The organism is Streptomyces sp. NPDC050759 (assembly GCF_044456945.1).
Lineage (GTDB): Bacteria > Actinomycetota > Actinomycetes > Streptomycetales > Streptomycetaceae > Streptomyces.
In genome coordinates, this window is record NZ_JBITGI010000004.1 from 335451 (window position 1) to 353793 (window position 18343).

The 18343-nt window shown below is 70.4% G+C and carries 15 protein-coding genes and 1 tRNA gene; 7 read left to right on the top strand and 9 right to left on the bottom strand.

Annotation, left to right across the window (positions count from 1 at the left end; genetic code table 11):
- Window positions 1-85: 85 nt before the first annotated feature.
- Together ACIBJB_RS15050 and ACIBJB_RS15055 are read left to right on the top strand one after the other, a co-directional pair.
- Entirely contained in the window at window positions 86-3376 is a 3291-nt protein-coding gene (locus tag ACIBJB_RS15050; protein ID WP_398930438.1) for a discoidin domain-containing protein, read from the top strand.
- Window positions 3373-4857 carry a family 43 glycosylhydrolase gene (locus ACIBJB_RS15055; protein WP_398930440.1) on the top strand — a complete coding sequence of 495 codons (1485 nt, stop codon included), beginning with the start codon at window positions 3373-3375 and terminating at the stop codon, window positions 4855-4857. The genes ACIBJB_RS15050 and ACIBJB_RS15055 overlap by 4 nt, the downstream gene beginning before the upstream one ends.
- Here the strand turns inward: ACIBJB_RS15055 and ACIBJB_RS15060 are convergent.
- Both ACIBJB_RS15060 and ACIBJB_RS15065 read right to left on the bottom strand, forming a co-directional pair.
- On the bottom strand, window positions 4846-6201 hold the full coding sequence (locus ACIBJB_RS15060; protein ID WP_398930442.1) for an alpha/beta hydrolase: 1356 nt from the start codon (window positions 6199-6201) through the stop codon (window positions 4846-4848). The two genes, ACIBJB_RS15055 and ACIBJB_RS15060, sit on opposite strands and share 12 nt — an antisense overlap.
- Window positions 6202-6326: 125 nt before the next feature.
- Window positions 6327-6986, bottom strand: a complete 660-nt coding sequence (locus tag ACIBJB_RS15065) for a GntR family transcriptional regulator (RefSeq protein WP_398930444.1) — start codon at window positions 6984-6986, stop codon at window positions 6327-6329.
- Window positions 6987-7081: 95 nt separating this feature from the next.
- On the opposite strand from ACIBJB_RS15065, the gene glyA reads away from it, so the two are divergent.
- The 5 genes from glyA to ACIBJB_RS15090 are packed head-to-tail and all read left to right on the top strand — an operon-like array spanning window position 7082 to window position 13329.
- A complete protein-coding gene (gene glyA / locus ACIBJB_RS15070; RefSeq protein WP_398930446.1) occupies window positions 7082-8377 on the top strand; it encodes a serine hydroxymethyltransferase in 1296 nt (431 codons plus the stop codon).
- Entirely contained in the window at window positions 8374-9594 is a 1221-nt protein-coding gene (locus ACIBJB_RS15075; protein ID WP_398930448.1) for a sarcosine oxidase subunit beta family protein, read from the top strand. The genes glyA and ACIBJB_RS15075 overlap by 4 nt, the downstream gene beginning before the upstream one ends.
- A gap of 18 nt (window positions 9595-9612) precedes the next feature.
- Window positions 9613-9894: a sarcosine oxidase subunit delta gene (locus ACIBJB_RS15080; protein ID WP_398930450.1), complete on the top strand. Its 282-nt coding sequence runs from the start codon at window positions 9613-9615 to the stop codon at window positions 9892-9894.
- Entirely contained in the window at window positions 9891-12716 is a 2826-nt protein-coding gene (locus ACIBJB_RS15085; protein WP_398930452.1) for a sarcosine oxidase subunit alpha family protein, read from the top strand. Before ACIBJB_RS15080 ends, ACIBJB_RS15085 begins: the two co-directional genes overlap by 4 nt.
- Window positions 12709-13329 carry a sarcosine oxidase subunit gamma gene (locus ACIBJB_RS15090; protein ID WP_398930454.1) on the top strand — a complete coding sequence of 207 codons (621 nt, stop codon included), beginning with the start codon at window positions 12709-12711 and terminating at the stop codon, window positions 13327-13329. The genes ACIBJB_RS15085 and ACIBJB_RS15090 overlap by 8 nt, the downstream gene beginning before the upstream one ends.
- Window positions 13330-13427: 98 nt before the next feature.
- Here the strand turns inward: ACIBJB_RS15090 and ACIBJB_RS15095 are convergent.
- From ACIBJB_RS15095 to tdh, 7 genes are all read right to left on the bottom strand, one after another.
- Window positions 13428-13504 (bottom strand) — tRNA-Pro (locus tag ACIBJB_RS15095).
- A gap of 91 nt (window positions 13505-13595) precedes the next feature.
- Window positions 13596-13961: an MmcQ/YjbR family DNA-binding protein gene (locus tag ACIBJB_RS15100; protein ID WP_398930456.1), complete on the bottom strand. Its 366-nt coding sequence runs from the start codon at window positions 13959-13961 to the stop codon at window positions 13596-13598.
- A 30-nt stretch (window positions 13962-13991) separates the two neighbouring features.
- The gene (locus tag ACIBJB_RS15105) at window positions 13992-14525 is read right to left on the bottom strand and encodes a GNAT family N-acetyltransferase (RefSeq protein ID WP_398930458.1); all 534 of its coding nucleotides are present in this window, start codon (window positions 14523-14525) and stop codon (window positions 13992-13994) included.
- Window positions 14522-15121 (bottom strand): helix-turn-helix domain-containing protein, encoded by a 600-nt coding sequence (locus tag ACIBJB_RS15110; RefSeq protein WP_398930460.1) that lies wholly within the window; start codon window positions 15119-15121, stop codon window positions 14522-14524. The genes ACIBJB_RS15105 and ACIBJB_RS15110 overlap by 4 nt, the downstream gene beginning before the upstream one ends.
- 20 nt (window positions 15122-15141) lie before the next feature.
- Window positions 15142-16044: a LysR family transcriptional regulator gene (locus ACIBJB_RS15115; protein WP_398930463.1), complete on the bottom strand. Its 903-nt coding sequence runs from the start codon at window positions 16042-16044 to the stop codon at window positions 15142-15144.
- A gap of 40 nt (window positions 16045-16084) precedes the next feature.
- The gene (locus tag ACIBJB_RS15120) at window positions 16085-17278 is read right to left on the bottom strand and encodes a glycine C-acetyltransferase (RefSeq protein WP_398930465.1); all 1194 of its coding nucleotides are present in this window, start codon (window positions 17276-17278) and stop codon (window positions 16085-16087) included.
- A gap of 32 nt (window positions 17279-17310) precedes the next feature.
- Window positions 17311-18339 carry an L-threonine 3-dehydrogenase gene (gene tdh, locus ACIBJB_RS15125; RefSeq protein WP_398930467.1) on the bottom strand — a complete coding sequence of 343 codons (1029 nt, stop codon included), beginning with the start codon at window positions 18337-18339 and terminating at the stop codon, window positions 17311-17313.
- Window positions 18340-18343: the final 4 nt, after the last annotated feature.

An 18343-nucleotide genomic window follows, 5' to 3' on the forward strand; every position in this document is an offset into this window, starting at 1 on the left:
CATCACCGACCTCTCTTGACACACCATCAGCTCGCTCCTACGTTGCGAAAACCTTTTAGGTCGTTTCAGCAAAGGGGAGCATCCGATGCGAAGACGAACTCCACTGCGACGGCGAACCGGGACCGTCCCCCAGCGCCTGCTTGTGATTCTGGCGCTCCTCCTGTGTTCCGTCTCCCTCACGGCCCCCGCCCGTGCCGCGCAGACCATCGGGTTCCCCACCTTCACCGGGCCCGCGATCCCCGCCCCGCCCGTCGCCCAGACCACGGGTGACATGATGCGGGCCATCTACGACGCGGAGAGCTCGGGCACCGACTTCTGGATGGACCGGCTGCTGGCCCGCACCGGCGACGACCCGGCCGGGCCCTGGCTGATGAGCCGCGGACGGGCCCTCTTCATGAAGGAGCACGACCCCGCCCGGCTCGGGTTCGCCGGCAAGGTCGCCTACTGGGAGAGCATCAACGACAACAGCGCCTACACGGTCGCGATCACCCCGGGCACCTTCACCGAGCAGGTCTCCCAGCGCCGTCAGACGCCCAGCCACTGGAAGAGCGTCCACACCGGCGGTTCGGTCTCGGTCGAGCAGACCAAGTTCATCACCGACAACAACGTCGCCGTGACGAACCTGTCGATCAGGAACAACGGCAGCAGCACGACCACCCTGCAATTGCGGGCGACTTCGCCGTACGCCACCACGGGCACCGGCAGTGAGCTGACCGGCCAGGTCAACGCCTACAACAACCTCACCACCGTCCGGCCCCGGCTCACCGGCGACGGTTTCAGCGCGTCCGGTGGAGGGCTCAACCGCTCGGTGACGATCGCGGCCGGGGCCACGGTGACTACGAAGGTAGTCATGGGCTTCGTCACCGACGAGATCCCCGAGTCGCTGACCGAGTACCAGGCCTACGCGGGCTACTCCCCCGCGACCGCCTTCGCGACCCACGTCCGGGCCTACAACCTGTGGTGGGCGCAGAACGTGCCCTACATCGACGTACCGGAACCGGCGATCAAGAAGAACATCTACTACCGCTGGTGGCTGATGCGCTTCAACAACCTCGACGCCGACATCCCCGGGCAGACCTTCCAGTTCCCGACCTCCACCGAGGGCGTCCTGGGCTACAACAACGCGATCGCGCTGACCCAGCCGATGCACATCGACGACCTCAAGTACCTGCGCAACCCGGCCTACGCGTACGGGGACTGGCTCAGCGTCGGCCAGGTCTCCAAGGGCGGCCGCTTCCTCGACAACCCGGGCGATCCGGCGAACTGGTCGAACAGCTACACCCAGTACATCGCGGAGGCGGCCTGGAAGAGCTATCAGATCCACGGCGGCCAGCCGGCGATCGCGGGCCAGCTCGCCCACTACGCCGAGGGCGATGTGAAGGGACAGCTCGCCTACTACGACCACGACAACAACAAGCTGATCGAGTACGACTGGGGCGCCCTGACCGGCAACGACGCCGACGCGGTCTCCTTCCACTGGAAGCCCGGGAACATGGACCGCGCCGAGTCCGCCTACCAGTACAGCGGGGCTCTCGCCGCCGCGCAGGCCTACGAGGCGACCGGCAACACCGCCAAGGCGACCGAGATGCGCACGCTGGCGAACCAGATCAAGGACGCCATCGTCAACGTGCTCTGGAACCCCAACAGGCAGCTGTTCGAGCACCGGTTGAAGTCGACCAACGAGTGGGTGCCCTGGAAGGAGATCAACAACTACTACCCGTTCTCTGTCGGCGCGGTCCCCAACACGGCAACGTACAAGCAGGCGTTGCGGCTGTACGACGACCCCGCCCAGTACCCGGTCTTCCCGTTCTACACGGCCAACCAGGTCGACAAGAAGGCGGCCGCCGACGCAGGTGAGCCCGGCTCCAACAACTTCTCGACCATCAACTCCACGGTCCAGTTCCGGCTCTACTCCTCGGTGTTGCGCAACTATCCCAACTCCTGGATGAACGCGACGGACTACAAGAAGCTCCTCTACTGGAACGCCTGGGCGCAGTACGTCGGCGGCGACACCCGGTGGCCGGACGCCAACGAGTTCTGGGCGGACTGGAACGGCAGCTCGATCGACTACCGCTCCTGGATCCACCACAACATCCTCGGCAGCAGCAACTGGACCGTGATCGAGGACGTGGCGGGGCTGCGGCCGCGCAACGACGCCAAGGTGGAGCTCTCGCCCATCGACATCGGCTGGGACCACTTCACGGTCAACAACGTCCGTTACCGGGGCGCCGACCTGTCGATCGTCTGGGACGACCCGGCCGACGGTGTCGTGCGGTACCCGGGCATCCCGGAGGGCTACTCGATCTACGTGAACGGCAACCGGGTGGCCACGGTCGGCTCGCTGGTGCCCTTCACCTGGGATCCGGCCACCGGTGACGTCACCACGGGCGGCACGGTCACCCACCACACGGCCGTCTCCGGACTCAAGGCGCCGAACCAGGTCGTGCAGGACAGCCCCCGCATGGTCGACATGCTCGCCAAGGCCGGCGTCGACCTCACCGCCGACCTGACCAACCTCGCCGCCGGGGCGACCGTGTCCGCCTCCTCCACCGGGTCCGGCAGCACGGTGGGCGGAGCGGTCGACGGCCACCCCACCAACGAACCGTTCTGGGGCGCCGGCGGATCGGCCGCCCAGGACTGGTACGAGCTGAACTTCGGCACGGCCCGCACGCTCGACGAGGTGCGCCTGTACTTCAAGGACAGCCGCCCCGCGAGTACGACCTACCGAGCGCCGTCGGCGTACACCGTCCAGTACTTCAACGGCAGTTCATGGGTGGACGCCCCGAGCCAGACGAAGAGTCCGGCGGCACCGCGCGCCAACTACAACCTGGTGAGGTTCCCGGCGATCAGCGCCCAGCGCGTGCGCATCCTGGCCACCAACGCCTCCGGTGCCAGGACAGGCCTGACCGAGGTCAAGGTGTTCAACCGGGGCGGGGTCCAGCCACCGGCCAACCAGGCGGCATCGGCGACGGCTTCGGCGTCGTACACCTCCTCCTGGGAGAGTGTCGCGGCCGTCAACGACGGCATCGATCCGCCCTCGTCCAACGACACCGCCAACCCGCGCTGGGGCACCTGGCCGGAGACGGGCCAGCAGTGGGCCGAACTGACCTGGCCGACGACGAAGACCCTGAACAGGGCCGACGTGTACTTCTTCGACGACGACCAGGGCATCGACCTGCCCGCCGCCTGGAAGCTGCAGTACTGGAACGGCAGCGCCTACGTCGACGTGCCCGGGGCGGGCGGCTATCCGCTGGTCAGGAACCAGTACAACAGCGTCACTTTCACCGCCACCGACACCACCCGACTACGCATCCTGCTCACGAGCAACGGCACGAACTCCGTCGGCCTCCTCGAAGCAAAGGTGTACGGCCCGTGACCAGATCCAGAATCCTCCTGGCCCTGCTCGTTCTGGCAACGGCCCGGCTCGTCGCACCGCCCGCGTCCGCCGCCGTCACGTTCACCTCGACGGCCGTGAACCAGAGTGGCGGCAACTGCCTGGACCTGCCCGGGGGTTCGACCACCGCAGGCGCTCAACTCCGGGCGTTCACCTGCTCGTCGGGCGCCGACCAGAACCTCGTCTACACACCCGTCTCCGGTACGAGCGACACGTACACGATCACCACCCGCTCCGGTCAGTGCGTCGACGTCAACGGCGCCTCCACGGCGGACAACGCGGCGATCATCCAGTGGCCCTGCCACGGCGGGACGAACCAGCAGTGGCGGCTCGTCCCGGTGACGGTCGCGGGCACCGACAAGACCTTCAACCTGGTGTCCGTCGGCTCCGGCAAGTGCGTGGCGCCGAACGGTGGTTCGTCGGCCTCGAACACCAACCTGGTCCAACTGCCGTGCGCCACGAGCAACGGCCGGGTGTGGCGACTGCCCGCCCTCACCGGCGGCGGCACCGGCCCGGGCACTTTCACCAACCCGCTCTCCCAGCACGGGCCCGACCCCTGGCTGACGTACTACGACGGTTCCTACTACCTCGCCACCACGACCTGGAACTCGACGGTCACCATGCGCAAGGCGAGCACCCTCGCCGGGCTCGCCACCGCCCCCGACCAGGTGATCTTCAACCTGACCCGACCCAACGGGGCAGGCACGATGTGGGCTCCGGAGTTCCACCTGCTCGACGGGCCCAACGGGAAGCGGTGGTATTTCTACTACACGGCCGGGCGCGAACCGTACGACCTCGGCACCCAGCGCATCCATGTGCTGGAGAGCGCCGGACTGGACCCCATGGGCCCCTACACCTTCAAGGCCGACCTGCTCGACCCCACCCAGGACAACACCTGGGAACTGGACCCGAGCATCCTCCAGCTCAACGGGCAGCTCTATCTGTTGGGCACCTTCTACAACGGTTCACAGCCCATGTTCATCCGGCCGCTGTCCAACCCCTGGACCGCGAGCGGCACCCGGCGCGTACTGTCCACGCCCACCTACAGCTGGGAAACGGTGGGCGGCGCGGTCAACGAAGGTGCCGAGGTGCTCCAGCGGGGCGGCAGGACGTTCATCGTCTACTCGGCCGGCCACTGCTCCACGCCCGACTACAAGCTGGGGATGCTCACCTACAACGGCGGTGATCCGCTCAGTTCCTCGTCATGGGTCAAGTCGCCGAACCCGGTCTTCCAGCGGTCCAACGCCAACGGCGTGTACGGCCCCGGCCACAACGGTTTCTTCAAGTCGCCCGACGGCACGGAGGACTGGATCGTCTACCACGCCAACAACTCCGTGAATGGCGGCTGCGACATGAACCGCACCACCAGGGCGCAGAAGTTCACCTGGAACGCCGACGGCACTCCGAACTTCGGCACCCCGGTGGCGCTCGGGGTCACACTGACCGCGCCCTCAGGTGAGTAGTCCGGAGAGGAACGGTGCGAGGGTGCGGGTGAACGTGTTGTGCTGCGGGGCGGCGAACAGCGGGTCGAGGTGGTTCATCCCGTTGTCCGTCTCGTACCTCGCGTACGGGATGCGCGAGCCGGCCACGACCTCACGGGCCGCCGAGACGATCGTTCCCTTGGCATAGCTCGTCTGGAAGGCGTACAGCGGGACGTCCAGGCCTGCGGCGTGCTGCAGCCGCAGGCCCAGCGAGCGGGCCGTGTCGGTGTCGGCGTAGGCGTCGGTGACGTCGAGGTCGACCGACAGCCGGGCCGGCCAGTACCACTCCCACACGGCCGGTTCGGGGCCGCCCGCGTACGCGGTGGCGACCCGGCCGATGGGGGTGATGCCGTCGTCGACCCAGCCGCGCGGTTCACCGCTGTCGGCCAGATGTCCCGAGTGCACGCTGATGTCGTTGGGCCAGCCGATGCCGGCGTCCACCAGGGTGCCCAGGAGGCCCGCGTTGGTGACCGGGACCGGCGGCCGCAGGGTGTCGGGCATGCGGGGCTGCAGTACCGAGGGGCCGTCCGGGTCGCGCTGGGCGTACCAGCCCGCGAGCTGGTACCAGATCTGGGTGCTCTCCGCCCGGTCACCCAGCCCCACGGCGCTCAGGGTCATGTCGAAGACCGCGCCGCCCTCGATCGCCGCCAGCCGCTCCTTCACCTGCTCCGGCGAGTCGGCGACCGGCTCCCCCGTCCCGTCGAACGCGCCGCGCACTCCGCCGTCGACCAGCACCAGGGCAGCCACGTCCCGGTAGCCGGGACAGCCGTCGAAGTCCCAGGCGGCGTAGGCCATGGCGGTGGTCGCTCCCCATGAATGGCCTCCGAGCACCACCCGCCGCCCGCCCCGGGCGGCGGCCCGTACGACCGCGCGCAGATCCTCCAGGGTGCGGGTCAGGCCCCACCCGGCGGCGAAGGCGGAGGCCGCGGGGTCCTGCGTACGGTAGTGGCCGTCGAGGTAGTAGGCGGCCGGGTCGGCGGTGCGGAAGCCCGAACGGTCGGCCAGGTTCTCCTCCCGCCGGTCGAACGCCCACACCTGCACTCCCGGCACGGCCGCGACGAGGTCCCGGGCCGCCCACCGGAAGTCGTTCGCCGCCCCGAACATGCCCGGGACCATCACCAGGACCGTGCGGGCCGTGTCGGGGCCGACCTTCAGCACATGGACGCGGTCCGTCCCCACCGGACCGCCGCCACCGCCCACGGTCAACGGGACATACGGCTCCCGGACCCGTCCGGCGGCCGCGGCCGACCCGGCTCCCGCCGCCAACAGGGCGGCACCACCGGCCATACCGCCCAGCACCGCCCTACGAGACAGACTTCCCGTCACTTCCGTCGTCCTCTCAACTGCCCCCGCACACACGCCGGATGACAACGTACGCCCCCCACCTGACGTGCCCGCACCCGGAGTCGACCGCGCACCCCCGGAGGGCTCCCTGCAGAGACCCGCCGGTCTCAGATCGCCTCGCGGATCGCCTGTTCGAAGCCCACGACGTGGCTGCGGGCGAGCCGCGCCGCCGTGTCGGCGTCACCGGCGACGATCGCCTCGATCAGCGCTCCGTGCTCCTCGACATGGCCGGCCATGTCGGCGAGCCGGTCAACGAACAGACACCAGATGCGGGTGGCCAGGTTGTCGTGGCGGACGAGGGTGTCCTCCAGGTAGGGGTTGTGCGTGGCGGTGTAGATGGCGCGGTGGACCTGGAGGTCCAGGTGCATGAGCTCACCGGAGTCCCGCCCGGGGGTGCCGGCGGTGTCGAGTTCCCGCCGCAGGGCCGTCAGGTTCGCCCGGTCGGTGGCCGTGGCGCGGCGCGCGGCCTGCGCCGCGGCCAGGGGTTCCAGCTCCTGGCGCACCTCGGAGATGTGGGCCAGGTCGGTGATGTTGACCTCGGTGGCGAAGGTGCCGCGGCGGGGGTAGGTCGTGATCAGGCGCTCGTACTGGAGTCGCTTGAGTGCCTCGCGCACGGGCGTGCGTCCGACGCCGAGGGACTGCCCCAGCTGCTCCTCGTTGATCGGCGCGCCGGGACGGATCTCGAGCATGACGAGCCGGTCCCGGATGGCGCGGTACGCGCGCTCGGCGAGCGACAGCTCCTCGATCTCGGTCGCGACCTGCTGCATGGTTGCCCCCTTGACCTGTGCGGCGAGCTCCCATACCTTACCGCACAGGCTGGTATATCAGTTGCTCATTAGTTGGCTCTCAGGATGGTGCACAGATGGCAACGAGTACGTCGCCCACCTCGCCGCTCTCCCTCCCCCTCAGCGAACTCGACCCGGACGTCGCCGCCGCCGTCGCCGCCGAGCTGCACCGCCAGCAGTCGACCCTCGAGATGATCGCCTCGGAGAACTTCGCGCCGGCCGCCGTGATGGAGGCCCAGGGCTCGGTCCTGACCAACAAGTACGCCGAGGGCTACCCGGGCCGCCGCTACTACGGCGGCTGCGAACACGTCGATGTCGTCGAGCAGTTGGCCATCGACCGGGTGAAGGAGCTCTTCGGCGCCGAGGCCGCGAACGTCCAGCCGCACTCGGGCGCCCAGGCCAACGCGGCCGCGATGTTCGCCCTGCTCAAGCCCGGCGACACCATCCTCGGCCTCGACCTGGCGCACGGCGGGCACCTGACCCACGGCATGCGCCTCAACTACTCGGGCAAGCTGTACAACGTCGTCCCGTACCACGTGCGCGAGTCCGACCTGCGCGTCGACATGGACGAGGTCGAACAGCTCGCCCTCGCCCACCGGCCCAAGATGATCGTCGCGGGCTGGTCGGCCTACCCCCGGCAGCTGGACTTCGCCGAGTTCCGCCGGATCGCCGACGAGGTGGGCGCGTATCTGCTGGTGGACATGGCCCACTTCGCCGGTCTGGTGGCCGCGGGACTCCACCCGAGCCCGGTGCCGTACGCCGACATCGTCACGACCACCACCCACAAGACCCTCGGCGGCCCGCGCGGCGGTGTCATCCTCAGCCGCGCCGGCCTGGCCAAGAAGATCAACTCGGCGGTCTTCCCGGGCCAGCAGGGCGGCCCGCTGGAACACGTGATCGCAGCGAAAGCGGTGGCCTTCAAGGTGGCGGCGGGCGAGGAGTTCAAGGAGCGCCAGCAACGCACGCTGCGGGGAGCGAAGATCCTCGCCGGACGGCTGCTGGCCGACGACGTCGCCGAGGCCGGGATCACCGTGCTGACCGGCGGCACCGAAGTCCACCTGGTCCTGGTGGACCTGAGGAACTCCGAGCTCAACGGGAAGCAGGCCGAGGACCGACTCCACCTCATCGGCATCACAGTCAACCGCAACGCCGTGCCCTTCGACCCGCGCCCGCCGATGGTCTCGTCGGGCCTGCGGATCGGTACGCCCGCCCTGGCCACCCGCGGCTTCGGCGAGACGGAGTTCCGCGAGGTCGCCGACATCATCGCCGAGGCCCTGAAGGGCGAACGGCCGGGCGACGAACTGAGCGCCCGGGTCGAGAAGCTCACCGCCGCCTTCCCGCTCTATCCCCACCTCGACGGAGGCCCGGCATGACCGCCGAACCGCTGCCGGAACACCCGGACTTCCTCTGGCGCAACCCCGAGCCGCGCTCCTCCTACGACGTCGTCATCGTCGGCGCGGGCGGGCACGGTCTGGCCACCGCCTACTACCTCGCCAAGAACCACGGCATCACCAACGTGGCCGTCCTGGAGAAGGGCTGGCTCGCGGGCGGCAACATGGCCCGCAACACCACGATCATCCGCTCCAACTACCTGTGGGACGAGAGCGCGGCGATCTACGAGCACGCGCTGAAGCTGTGGGAGCAACTCCCGGAGGAGCTGGACTACGACTTCCTGTTCAGCCAGCGCGGTGTCCTCAACCTCGCACACACCTTGCAGGACGTCCGCGAGGGCGTGCGCCGCGTCAACGCCAACCGCCTCAACGGGGTCGACGCCGAGTGGCTGGAGCCGGACGAGGTCGCCAAGGTCTGCCCCATCCTCAACGTCTCGTCCCGCACCCGGTATCCGGTGCTCGGCGCCACCTTCCAGCCGCGGGCCGGCATCGCCAAGCACGACCACGTCGCCTGGGCGCTGGCCCGCCGCGCCGACGAGCTGGGCGTGGACCTGATCCAGGGCTGCGAGGTCACCGGCTTCCTCAGGGACGGCGACCGGGTCGTGGGCGTCGACACCAACCGCGGCCGCATCCACGCCGGCCGGGTCGGTCTCGCGGCCGCCGGTCACAGCAGCGTGCTGGCGGAGCGGGCGGGCGTACGGCTGCCGGTGCAGTCCCACCCCCTGCAGGCCCTGGTCTCCGAGCTGCACGAGCCGGTGCATCCGACCGTCGTCATGTCGAACCACGTGCACGTCTACGTCTCCCAGGCCCACAAGGGCGAGCTGGTGATGGGCGCGGGCGTCGACTCGTACAACGGCTATGGCCAGCGCGGCTCGTTCCATGTGATCGAGCAGCAGATGGCCGCCGCCGTCGAGCTGTTCCCGATCTTCGCGCGGGCGCATGTGCTGCGTACCTGGGGCGGCATCGTCGACGTCACTCCGGACGCCTCACCGATCATCGGCAGCACACCGGTCGAGAACCTCTACGTCAACTGCGGCTGGGGCACCGGCGGTTTCAAGGCCACTCCGGCGGCCGGCTGGACCTTCGCGCACACCATCGCCACGGGCGAACCGCATCCGCTGAACGCTCCCTTCGCCCTCGACCGCTTCACGACCGGCGCGTTGATCGACGAACACGGCGCAGCAGCCGTGGCCCACTGAGGCAGTGAGGAGAACGCCGTGCTGCTGATCACCTGCCCATGGTGCGGACCGCGGAACGAGACCGAGTACCACTACGGCGGTCAGGCCCATGTCCCGCACCCCGAATCCCCCGCCGACCTCACCGACGAGCAGTGGGCCGAGTACGTCTTCTACCGCGACAACCCCAAGGGCCCGTTCGCGGAACGATGGATGCACAGCATCGGCTGCCGCCGCTGGTTCAACGTCCTGCGCGACACCGCCACCCACGAGGTGCTGACCTCGTACCGGCCCGACGAGCCACGCCCGGGAGGGCACCGATGACCGACCAGCGCTTCCGGCTGCCGCGAGGCGGCCGTGTCGACCGCGGCACCCTGCTGCGATTCACCGTCGACGGGCGGGAGTTGACCGGCCACCCCGGCGACACCCTCGCCTCGGCGATGCTGGCGAACGGCCTCGTCGAGGTCGCCCCCTCGCTCTACCGCAACCGCCCGCGCGGCATCGTCACCGCGGGCGTCGAGGAGCCCAACGCCCTGGTCCAGCTGGGCGGTTCGTGCTCGGAGGGCATGCTCCCGGCCACGACCGTCGAGCTCTACGACGGCCTGTCCGCGACCACGCTCTCCGGGATGGGCCGCCTCGACCCCACTCCGGATCCCGCCGTCTACGACAAGAAGTACGTCCACACCGACGTCCTGGTCGTCGGCGCCGGGCCGGCGGGTCTCGCGGCGGCTGCCGCTGCCGCCGCCTCGGGCGCCCGCGTGATCCTCGTCGACGAGCAGCCCGAGTCCGGTGTCGGGGGGTGGGCCGACGAGCTGCGCGCGACGCTCGACGCGGCCCCCGAGGCCGTCGTACTGCATCGGACCACGGCCTTCGGGTCGTACGACGACAACTACGTACTGGCGCTTGAGCGCCGCACCGATCACCTCGGCGCGGACGCCCCCGAAGGCGTCTCGCGGCAGCGGCTGTGGCACATCCGGTCCGGGCAGGTCGTCCTGGCCACGGGTGCGCACGAGCGTCCGCTGGTCTTCGCCGGCAACGACCGGCCCGGCGTGATGCTCGCCGGAGCCGTGCGCACCTATCTCAACCGGTACGCGGTGGCACCGGGCTCGCGGGCCGTGGTGAGCACGACCAACGACAGCGCCTACGACACGGTCGCCGACCTGTGTGCGGCCGGGATCCCCGTCGCCGTCGTCGTGGACGCGCGCCCCGAGCTGTCCGAGCGGGCAGCGGAGGTGGCCGCGGCGACCGGGGTGCGGGTGCTGACGGGCAGCGCGGTGGTCGGTGCGGCGGGCGAGCACAGGATCACCGGCGTCACCGTGCGGGCCCTTGACGGCGAGGGTCAACTCGTCGGTGAGCCCGAGTCGTTCGCCTGTGATCTGCTCGCCGTGTCGGGCGGCTGGAGCCCGGTGGTGCATCTGCACAGCCAGCGTCAGGGGCGGCTGCGCTGGGACTCCGGGCTCGCCGCGTTCGTGCCGGAGGGGGCCGTACGGGATCAGCAGGTCGTGGGGGCGGCCCGGGGGACGTACGACCTGGAGGGCTGTCTGGCCGAGGGGGCACGGGCCGGAGCGCTGGCGGCGACATCGACAGGGTTCCCGGTGTCCGTGCCGGCCGAGGTCGCGCGGCGCGCACCCGGTCCGACACGCGCCCTGTGGCTCGTGCCCGCCCCCGAAGGCGAACCCGGCACCTGGGACGGCCACTTCGTCGACCTCCAGCGTGATGTCACCGTCGCCGACGTCTGGCGCTCCACCGGTGCCGGCATGCGCGGGGTCGAACACGTCAAGCGGTACACCTCGCTCGGCACGGCGAACGACCAGGGCAAGACGTCCGGCGTCAACGCGATCGGGGTGATCGCCGAGGCCCTCGGCGGTTCGCTCGGAGAGATCGGCACCACCGCCTACCGGGCGCCGTACACGCCGATCGCCTTCGCCGCCCTGGCCGGGCGTGAGCGCGGCGAGCTGTTCGATCCGGAGCGGACCACGTCGATCCACAGCTGGCATGTGGCGCACGGCGCGGAGTTCGAGGACGTCGGGCAGTGGAAGCGCCCCCGGTACTACCCGCAGAACGGTGAGGACATGGACGCGGCCGTGGCGCGCGAGTGCCGGGCGGCCCGGGAGGGGGTGGCGTTCATGGACGCCTCCACCCTCGGCAAGATCGAGATCTGGGGCGCGGACGCGGGCGAGTTCCTCAACCGGATCTACACGAACGCCTTCAAGAAGCTCAAGCCCGGCACGGCCCGCTACGGCGTCATGTGCAAGCCCGACGGCATGATCTTCGACGACGGTGTGACCCTGCGTCTCGACGACAACCGCTACTTCATGACGACCACGACCGGCGGCGCTGCGGGTGTCCTGGACTGGCTGGAGGAGTGGCTGCAGACCGAGTGGCCCGAGCTCGACGTGCACTGCACCTCGGTGACCGAGCAGTGGGCGACGATCGCCGTCGTCGGCCCGCAGTCGCGTGAGGTGGTCGCGAGTCTGGCCCCTGACGTCGATCTGTCCGCCGAGGCGTTCCCCTTCATGGCCTTCCGCGAGACGACCCTGGCCTCCGGCGTCCCGGCCCGGATCTGCCGGATCTCCTTCTCCGGCGAACTCGCCTACGAGATCAACGTCTCCGCGTGGTACGGCCTGGCGGTCTGGGAGGAGGTGGACGCGGTCGGCCGGCCGTACGGCATCACCCCGTACGGCACCGAGACGATGCACGTCCTGCGGGCCGAGAAGGGCTACATCATCGTCGGCCAGGACACCGACGGCACGGTCACCCCCCAGGACGCGGGCATGAGCTGGGTGGTGTCGAAGCAGAAGGACTTCATCGGCAAGCGGTCCTTCGCCCGGGCCGACACCGCCCGCACCGACCGCAAGCAACTGGTCGGCCTGCTCCCGGCCGACCGCACGACCCGGCTCCCCGAGGGCACCCAACTCGTCGCACCGGACGTGGACTTGGCGACGGTGCCCGTGCCGATGCTCGGCCATGTCACCTCCAGCTACCACAGCCCGGCGCTCGGCCGCCCCTTCGCCCTCGCCCTCGTCGCCGACGGACAGGCGAGGAAGGGCCAGACCCTGCTGGCCCCGGTGGGCGAGGCCCTGGTGCCGGTCGAGGTGACCGACTTCGTGCTCTACGACCCCGAAGGGACCCGGCGAGATGGCTGAACCGATCACGGAGGGACCGGTGGCCCTGCGCATGAGCCCCCTGTCCCACCTCCAAGAGCGGATGGACGCAGCCGCCATCCGTGGCGCCCGGGGCGTCAGCCTGACCGAGGTGCCGTTCCTCACGATGGTGAACGTGCGGGTCGACCCCGCGTCCGAGGCGGCCGACCGGATCGGCCGGACCCTGGGGGCGCCGCTCCCCCGCCGATGCGGCGACACCGCCGCCTCGGCCCTCCATACGATCATGTGGCTCGGCCCCGACGAGTGGCTCGTGCTGTCCCGGGCCGACCCGGGCACCGTGACCGCCCAGGTACGGCAGGCTCTCGACGGCGCTCCCGGCTCGGTCGTGAACGTCTCCGCGAACCGCACCACACTGGAGCTGAGCGGACCGGCCGCCCGGGAGGTGCTGGAGAAGGGCTGCCCGCTGGACCTGCACCCCCGCGCCTTCGGCCCCGGCCGCGCGGTGTCGACCACGGTGGGCCCCATCGCGGTGCTGCTCTGGCAGGTGGACGACTCTCCGACGTACCGCCTGCTTCCGCGGTCCTCGTTCGCCGACTACCTGGCCCGCTGGCTCATCGACGCGATGAGCGAGTACGGCGGGCCGCGGGTCGCCTGACGGGCGCCTCACGGAATGTCTCCTGACGGACGTCCCACGGAATACGGAAAAGGCCGTTTTCTCGTCCCTGAGAAAACGGCCTCCGACCTGCGTGAAGCTGGTCGGGACGACAGGATTTGAACCTGCGACCCCTTGACCCCCAGTCAAGTGCGCTACCAAGCTGCGCCACGTCCCGATGCCCGTCTGACCTGGGGTTTCCCCTGGCCGAACGTGCAGGAAAACCATACCGCACTCGGGTCGGTGGTCGCGCACCCCTTTCGCCCTCCTCACCCCCTGGGCGGATCGGGCAGCCCCAGCTCCGGATACGCGTCGAGCAGCCCGGTCGGCGCCGCCTGCCGCCAGGAGTCGGCGAGGATGTCCCGCAGTTCGTCCTCGTCCTCGATCGCGGCGAGGCGGGCGCGGACCCACGCGAACTGCGCCTCGTGATCGGCGATCCAGAACTTCCCCGGCTCGGCCAGCACCAGCTCGTCGCGCTCCTCCTTCGGACAGCGCACGGCGAGGGAGGTCTCGTCCTCGGGCAGCGTGGCGAACATCTTCCCCGCGACCCGGAACGTGGGCATGCTCCAGGCGATCTTCTCCGTCGTGTCCGGCAGGGACAGGGCGATACGGCGTACGTCTTCGGCGTCCGGCATGACAGGCACCGTAGCGGCTGGCACTGACAATCACCTGGTCGGAGCGGTCGCTCCGAGCCGCTTGTAGTACAGGGTGGTCGGCCGCAGCACACCGACGGGATCGGCCGCGTAGTCGGGGATGACTCCGGCGCGGGTCCAGCCGGCGCCGCCGTAGAGGCGCTCGGCGGGGCTGTCGGTCTCGGTGTCAAGGTGGAGCAGAGTGATTCCGGCCGCGCGGGCGGCCTGCTCCGCGATGCCGAGGAGCCGGCGCCCGAGGCCGCGCTCGCGCGCGTCCCGGTGCACCATCAGCTTGACCAGCTCCGCGCGGTGACGGGAGTTGGGCTTGTCGGGGAAGGCCAGGCTGACGGTGCCGACCGCGCGGTGACCGTCGTACGCCGCCCACACCGCCAGGTGTCCCGCGGCCACCGCGGCCGCCCGCTCCTTCCACCAGGCGACGGCCGCCGCCCGGTCCATCGGTGCGAGGAACCCGATGGAGGCGCCGCCGTCCACGGTGTCGACCAGCAGGTCGGCCAAGTCCTCCACGCGGTCCAGCAGTTGGGCCTCGTCCAGGCAGGTGACGATCACGGCAGGACCACCGCCAGCACATACCGCACCGGGTCGGGACCCGCGCACCGGAACCGCGTCGGTCCCCACACCCGCAGCCGCAGACAGTCCCCGGTGCCGAGGTGGTGCTCGACGTCCTGGGCGGTGACGTCGAGCGCACCCTCCAGAACCCAGATGTGCTGCTCCAGGCCCGGCACGGGCGGCCTGTCATAGGCGAGATCGGCACCGGCGGCGAGCCGTCCCTCGACGAGTTCGCCGCGCAGCCCGGGGTGCGGCGGGGACACGGACCGCCGTACGAACCCGGAGGACCGGTCCTCCCACACCGGCTGGTCGACGCCCCTGATCAGTGGCGCGGGCTCGACCTCGACCTCGCTGAGCAGCTGGGACATGGTCCGCCCGTACACCCCGCACAGCCGGTTCAGCATGGAGGCGGTGGGGCTGATCTCGGCCCGCTCGGCGCGGGAGAGGGTGGACTTGCTGACGCCGCTGCGCTCGGCCAACTCGCCCAGCGACCAGCCCCGTTCGGCCCGCAGCGCGGCGAGTCGGACGCCGAGGCGGGTGTCGACGGGGTCGGGTCCGGGTTCATCGCGTCTCACATTCGGGACGCTATCCCACATACGAGAAACCGCGCCAGTCCCTATCCCCCGGCAACGGCTCCGAGCGCGTCCAGCACCGGACGGATCAGGGGATGCTCCTCCGCTCCCCGCCGCACGGCCGCGAAGACCCGGCGCGTCGGGGCGACCCCGTCCACCGGTCGTACGACCACCCCGGCGAGGTCCATCCCGATCAGCGCCGAACGCGGCACCAACGCCACCCCCGCGTCCGCCGACGCCAGTGCGACCACCGCGCGGAAGTCGTCCGAGGAGTGCTCCAGGCGGGGCTGGAAACCGGCGTTCTCGCAGGCCAGGACCACCACGTCGTGGCAGGGGTTGCCCGGGTAGGGGCCGATCCACGGGTCCTTGGCGAGCTCGGCCAGCGGCACCTCGCCCGCGTCGGCCAGCCGGTGACTCACCGGGACGACCGCGTCGAAGGGCTCGGCGTACAGGGGCACGTGGGCGAGGCGCGGGTCGTCGGCGGGCGGGGCCCCGCGGTACTCCACGGCGACCGCCACATCCACCTGCCGGTCGAGGACCATCGGCAGGCTGGCGTCGCCCTCGGCGTCCTGGACGCGGAGGTGGATGCCCGGGGCCGTCGAGGCGAGGCGGGCCACCGCGGGTGCCACGACCAGCGCGATCCCGGTCGCGAAGGAGGCGACCGTGACCGTGCCGGCCGCGCCCGAGCTGTAGGCGGCCAGCTCGGCCTCCGCCCGCTCCAGCTGGGCGAGGACCGCGTTGGTGTGGCTGAGCAGGATCTCGCCGGCAGGAGTCAGCCGTACGCCCTTCGCACCGCGCTCGACGAGCCGGTGGCCGGTCTCCTGCTCCAGGGCCGTGAGCTGCTGCGAGACCGCGGAGGGGGTGAGATACAGCGCGGCGGCAGCCGCCGTCACCGTGCGGTGGTCGGCCACCGCACGGAGGATGTGGAGCCGCCGCGCTTCGATCATGGGATCGATTATCGCAATACGTCCGGATCAGGTCGCCGGCTCAGACCGCCAGCTCCGTCCTGGCCGCGACGAAGGCGTCGACCGCGCGGTTCACGTCCTCGGTGGAGTGGGCCGCCGAGAGCTGCACCCTGATGCGCGCCTGCCCCTGCGGCACGACCGGATACGAGAAACCGATGACATACACCCCGCGCTCCAGCAGCAGCTCAGCCAGCCGGCCCGCCTCGGAGGCGTCTCCGATCATCACGGGCGCGATGGCGTGATCACCGGGCAGGACGTCGAAGCCCTCCTCGGCCATACGGCGACGGAACAGCGCGGTGTTCTCCCGCAGCCGCACCCGCAGGTCGTCCGCCGACTCCAGCAGGTCGAGGACCTTCAGAGAGGCCGCGGCGATCACCGGGGCGAGCGTGTTCGAGAAGAGGTACGGCCGTGAGCGCTGACGCAGGAGCGCGACGATCTCGGCACGGGCGGCGACGTAACCGCCGGAGGCGCCGCCGAGCGCCTTGCCGAGGGTGCCCGTGATGATGTCGACGCGGTCCATGACGCCGTGCAGCTCGGGCGTGCCGCGGCCGCCGGGGCCGACGAAGCCGACGGCGTGCGAGTCGTCGACCATGACCATGGCGTCGTAGCGGTCGGCGAGGTCGCAGATGTCCTTCAACGGCGCCACATAACCGTCCATGGAGAAGACGCCGTCGGTGACGACCAGCTTGCGTCGGGCCCCCGAGGCCTCCTTCAACTGCCGTTCCAGATCCGCCAGATCACGGTTGGCGTACCGGAACCGGCGGGCCTTGGACAGCCGGATGCCGTCGATGATCGACGCGTGGTTCAGGGCGTCGGAGATCACCGCGTCCTCGGGGCCAAGGAGCGTCTCGAAGACACCGCCGTTGGCGTCGAAGCAGGAGGAGTACAGGATCGTGTCCTCCTGGCCGAGGAACGCCGACAGCCGCGCCTCCAGCTCCTTGTGGACCTCCTGCGTGCCGCAGATGAAGCGGACCGAGGCCATGCCGTAGCCCCAGCGGTCCAGGGCGGCGTGGGCGGCGGCGACGACCTCGGGGTGGTCGGCGAGGCCGAGGTAGTTGTTGGCGCAGAAGTTGAGCACCTCACCAGGGCGGCCGCCCGCGGAGACGTTCACCGTCGCGGACTGCGGGGTGTCGATCACGCGCTCCGGCTTGTGCAGGCCGGCGGCGCGGATCTCGTCGAGGGTGGCGCGCAGGTCGTCGCGCACGGAGTCGAACATCGTCAGTCCCTAGGTCAGTTGGTCCGGTCGAGTCAGTTGGTCCAGTCGAGGATGACCTTGCCGCCGCGGCCGCTCGCCGCGTCGGCGAAGGCGGCCTCGAAGTCGCGGTAGCCGTACCGGCCGGTGATCACGGGGGCGAGGTCGAGGCCGCCCTCCAGGAGGACCGACATCGCGTACCAGGTCTCGAACATCTCACGGCCGTAGATGCCCTTGATGGTGATCATGGAGGTGACGATCCGGGCCCAGTCGACCGGGAACTCCGCGGCCGGCAGTCCGAGCATCGCGATCCGGCCGCCGTGCGTCATGTTGGCGATCATGTCGCGCAGGGCCTCTGGCCGGCCGGACATCTCCAGGCCGATGTCGAAGCCCTCGCGCAGCCCCAACTCCCGCTGCCCGTCGGCTATCTGCGACTCCGACACATTCAGTGCGAGACTCACCCCGATCTTGCGGGCCAGTTCCAGGCGCTCCTCGCTGACGTCGGTGACGACGACGTTGCGAGCGCCCGCGTGCCGGGCGACCGCCGCCGCCATCAGTCCGATCGGCCCGGCGCCGGTGATCAGCACGTCCTCGCCGACCAGCGGGAAGGACAGCGCGGTGTGCACGGCGTTGCCGAACGGATCGAAGATCGCGGCCACGTCGAGTTCGACGGGGACGCGGTGCACCCATACATTGGCGGCGGGCAGGGCGACGTACTCGGCGAAGGCCCCGTCCCGGCCGACCCCGAGTCCGACCGTGGCCCGGCACAGGTGCCGCCGCCCGGCGAGGCAGTTGCGGCACCTGCCGCAGACGAGGTGCCCCTCGCCGCTCACCCGGTCCCCGATCCGGATCTCCGGGACATCGCGCCCGGTCTCCACGACCTCGCCGACGAACTCGTGTCCCAGGACGAGGGGCGTGCGGATCGCCTGCCGTGCCCAGCCGTCCCAGGAGCGGATGTGCAGATCGGTGCCGCAGATGCCGGTGCGCAGCACCTTGATCAGGACGTCCCCGGGGCCGACGGCCGGCTCCGGGACGTCCGCGAGCCACAGTCCGGGCTCCGCCTTCTCCTTGACCAGCGCCTTCACGGCA

Excerpts from the sequence above, each read along its gene's own strand:
- ACIBJB_RS15110 (WP_398930460.1), bottom strand. The coding sequence starts at position 15,121 with ATGTGGGATAGCGTCCCGAATGTGAGACGCGATGAACCCGGACCCGAC.
- ACIBJB_RS15120 (WP_398930465.1), bottom strand. The coding sequence starts at position 17,278 with ATGTTCGACTCCGTGCGCGACGACCTGCGCGCCACCCTCGACGAGATC.
- ACIBJB_RS15065 (WP_398930444.1), bottom strand. The coding sequence starts at position 6,986 with ATGCAGCAGGTCGCGACCGAGATCGAGGAGCTGTCGCTCGCCGAGCGC.
- ACIBJB_RS15090 (WP_398930454.1), top strand. The coding sequence starts at position 12,709 with ATGGCTGAACCGATCACGGAGGGACCGGTGGCCCTGCGCATGAGCCCC.
- glyA (WP_398930446.1), top strand. The coding sequence starts at position 7,082 with ATGGCAACGAGTACGTCGCCCACCTCGCCGCTCTCCCTCCCCCTCAGC.
- ACIBJB_RS15085 (WP_398930452.1), top strand. The coding sequence starts at position 9,891 with ATGACCGACCAGCGCTTCCGGCTGCCGCGAGGCGGCCGTGTCGACCGC.
- ACIBJB_RS15050 (WP_398930438.1), top strand. The coding sequence starts at position 86 with ATGCGAAGACGAACTCCACTGCGACGGCGAACCGGGACCGTCCCCCAG.
- ACIBJB_RS15115 (WP_398930463.1), bottom strand. The coding sequence starts at position 16,044 with ATGATCGAAGCGCGGCGGCTCCACATCCTCCGTGCGGTGGCCGACCAC.
- ACIBJB_RS15075 (WP_398930448.1), top strand. The coding sequence starts at position 8,374 with ATGACCGCCGAACCGCTGCCGGAACACCCGGACTTCCTCTGGCGCAAC.
- ACIBJB_RS15100 (WP_398930456.1), bottom strand. The coding sequence starts at position 13,961 with ATGCCGGACGCCGAAGACGTACGCCGTATCGCCCTGTCCCTGCCGGAC.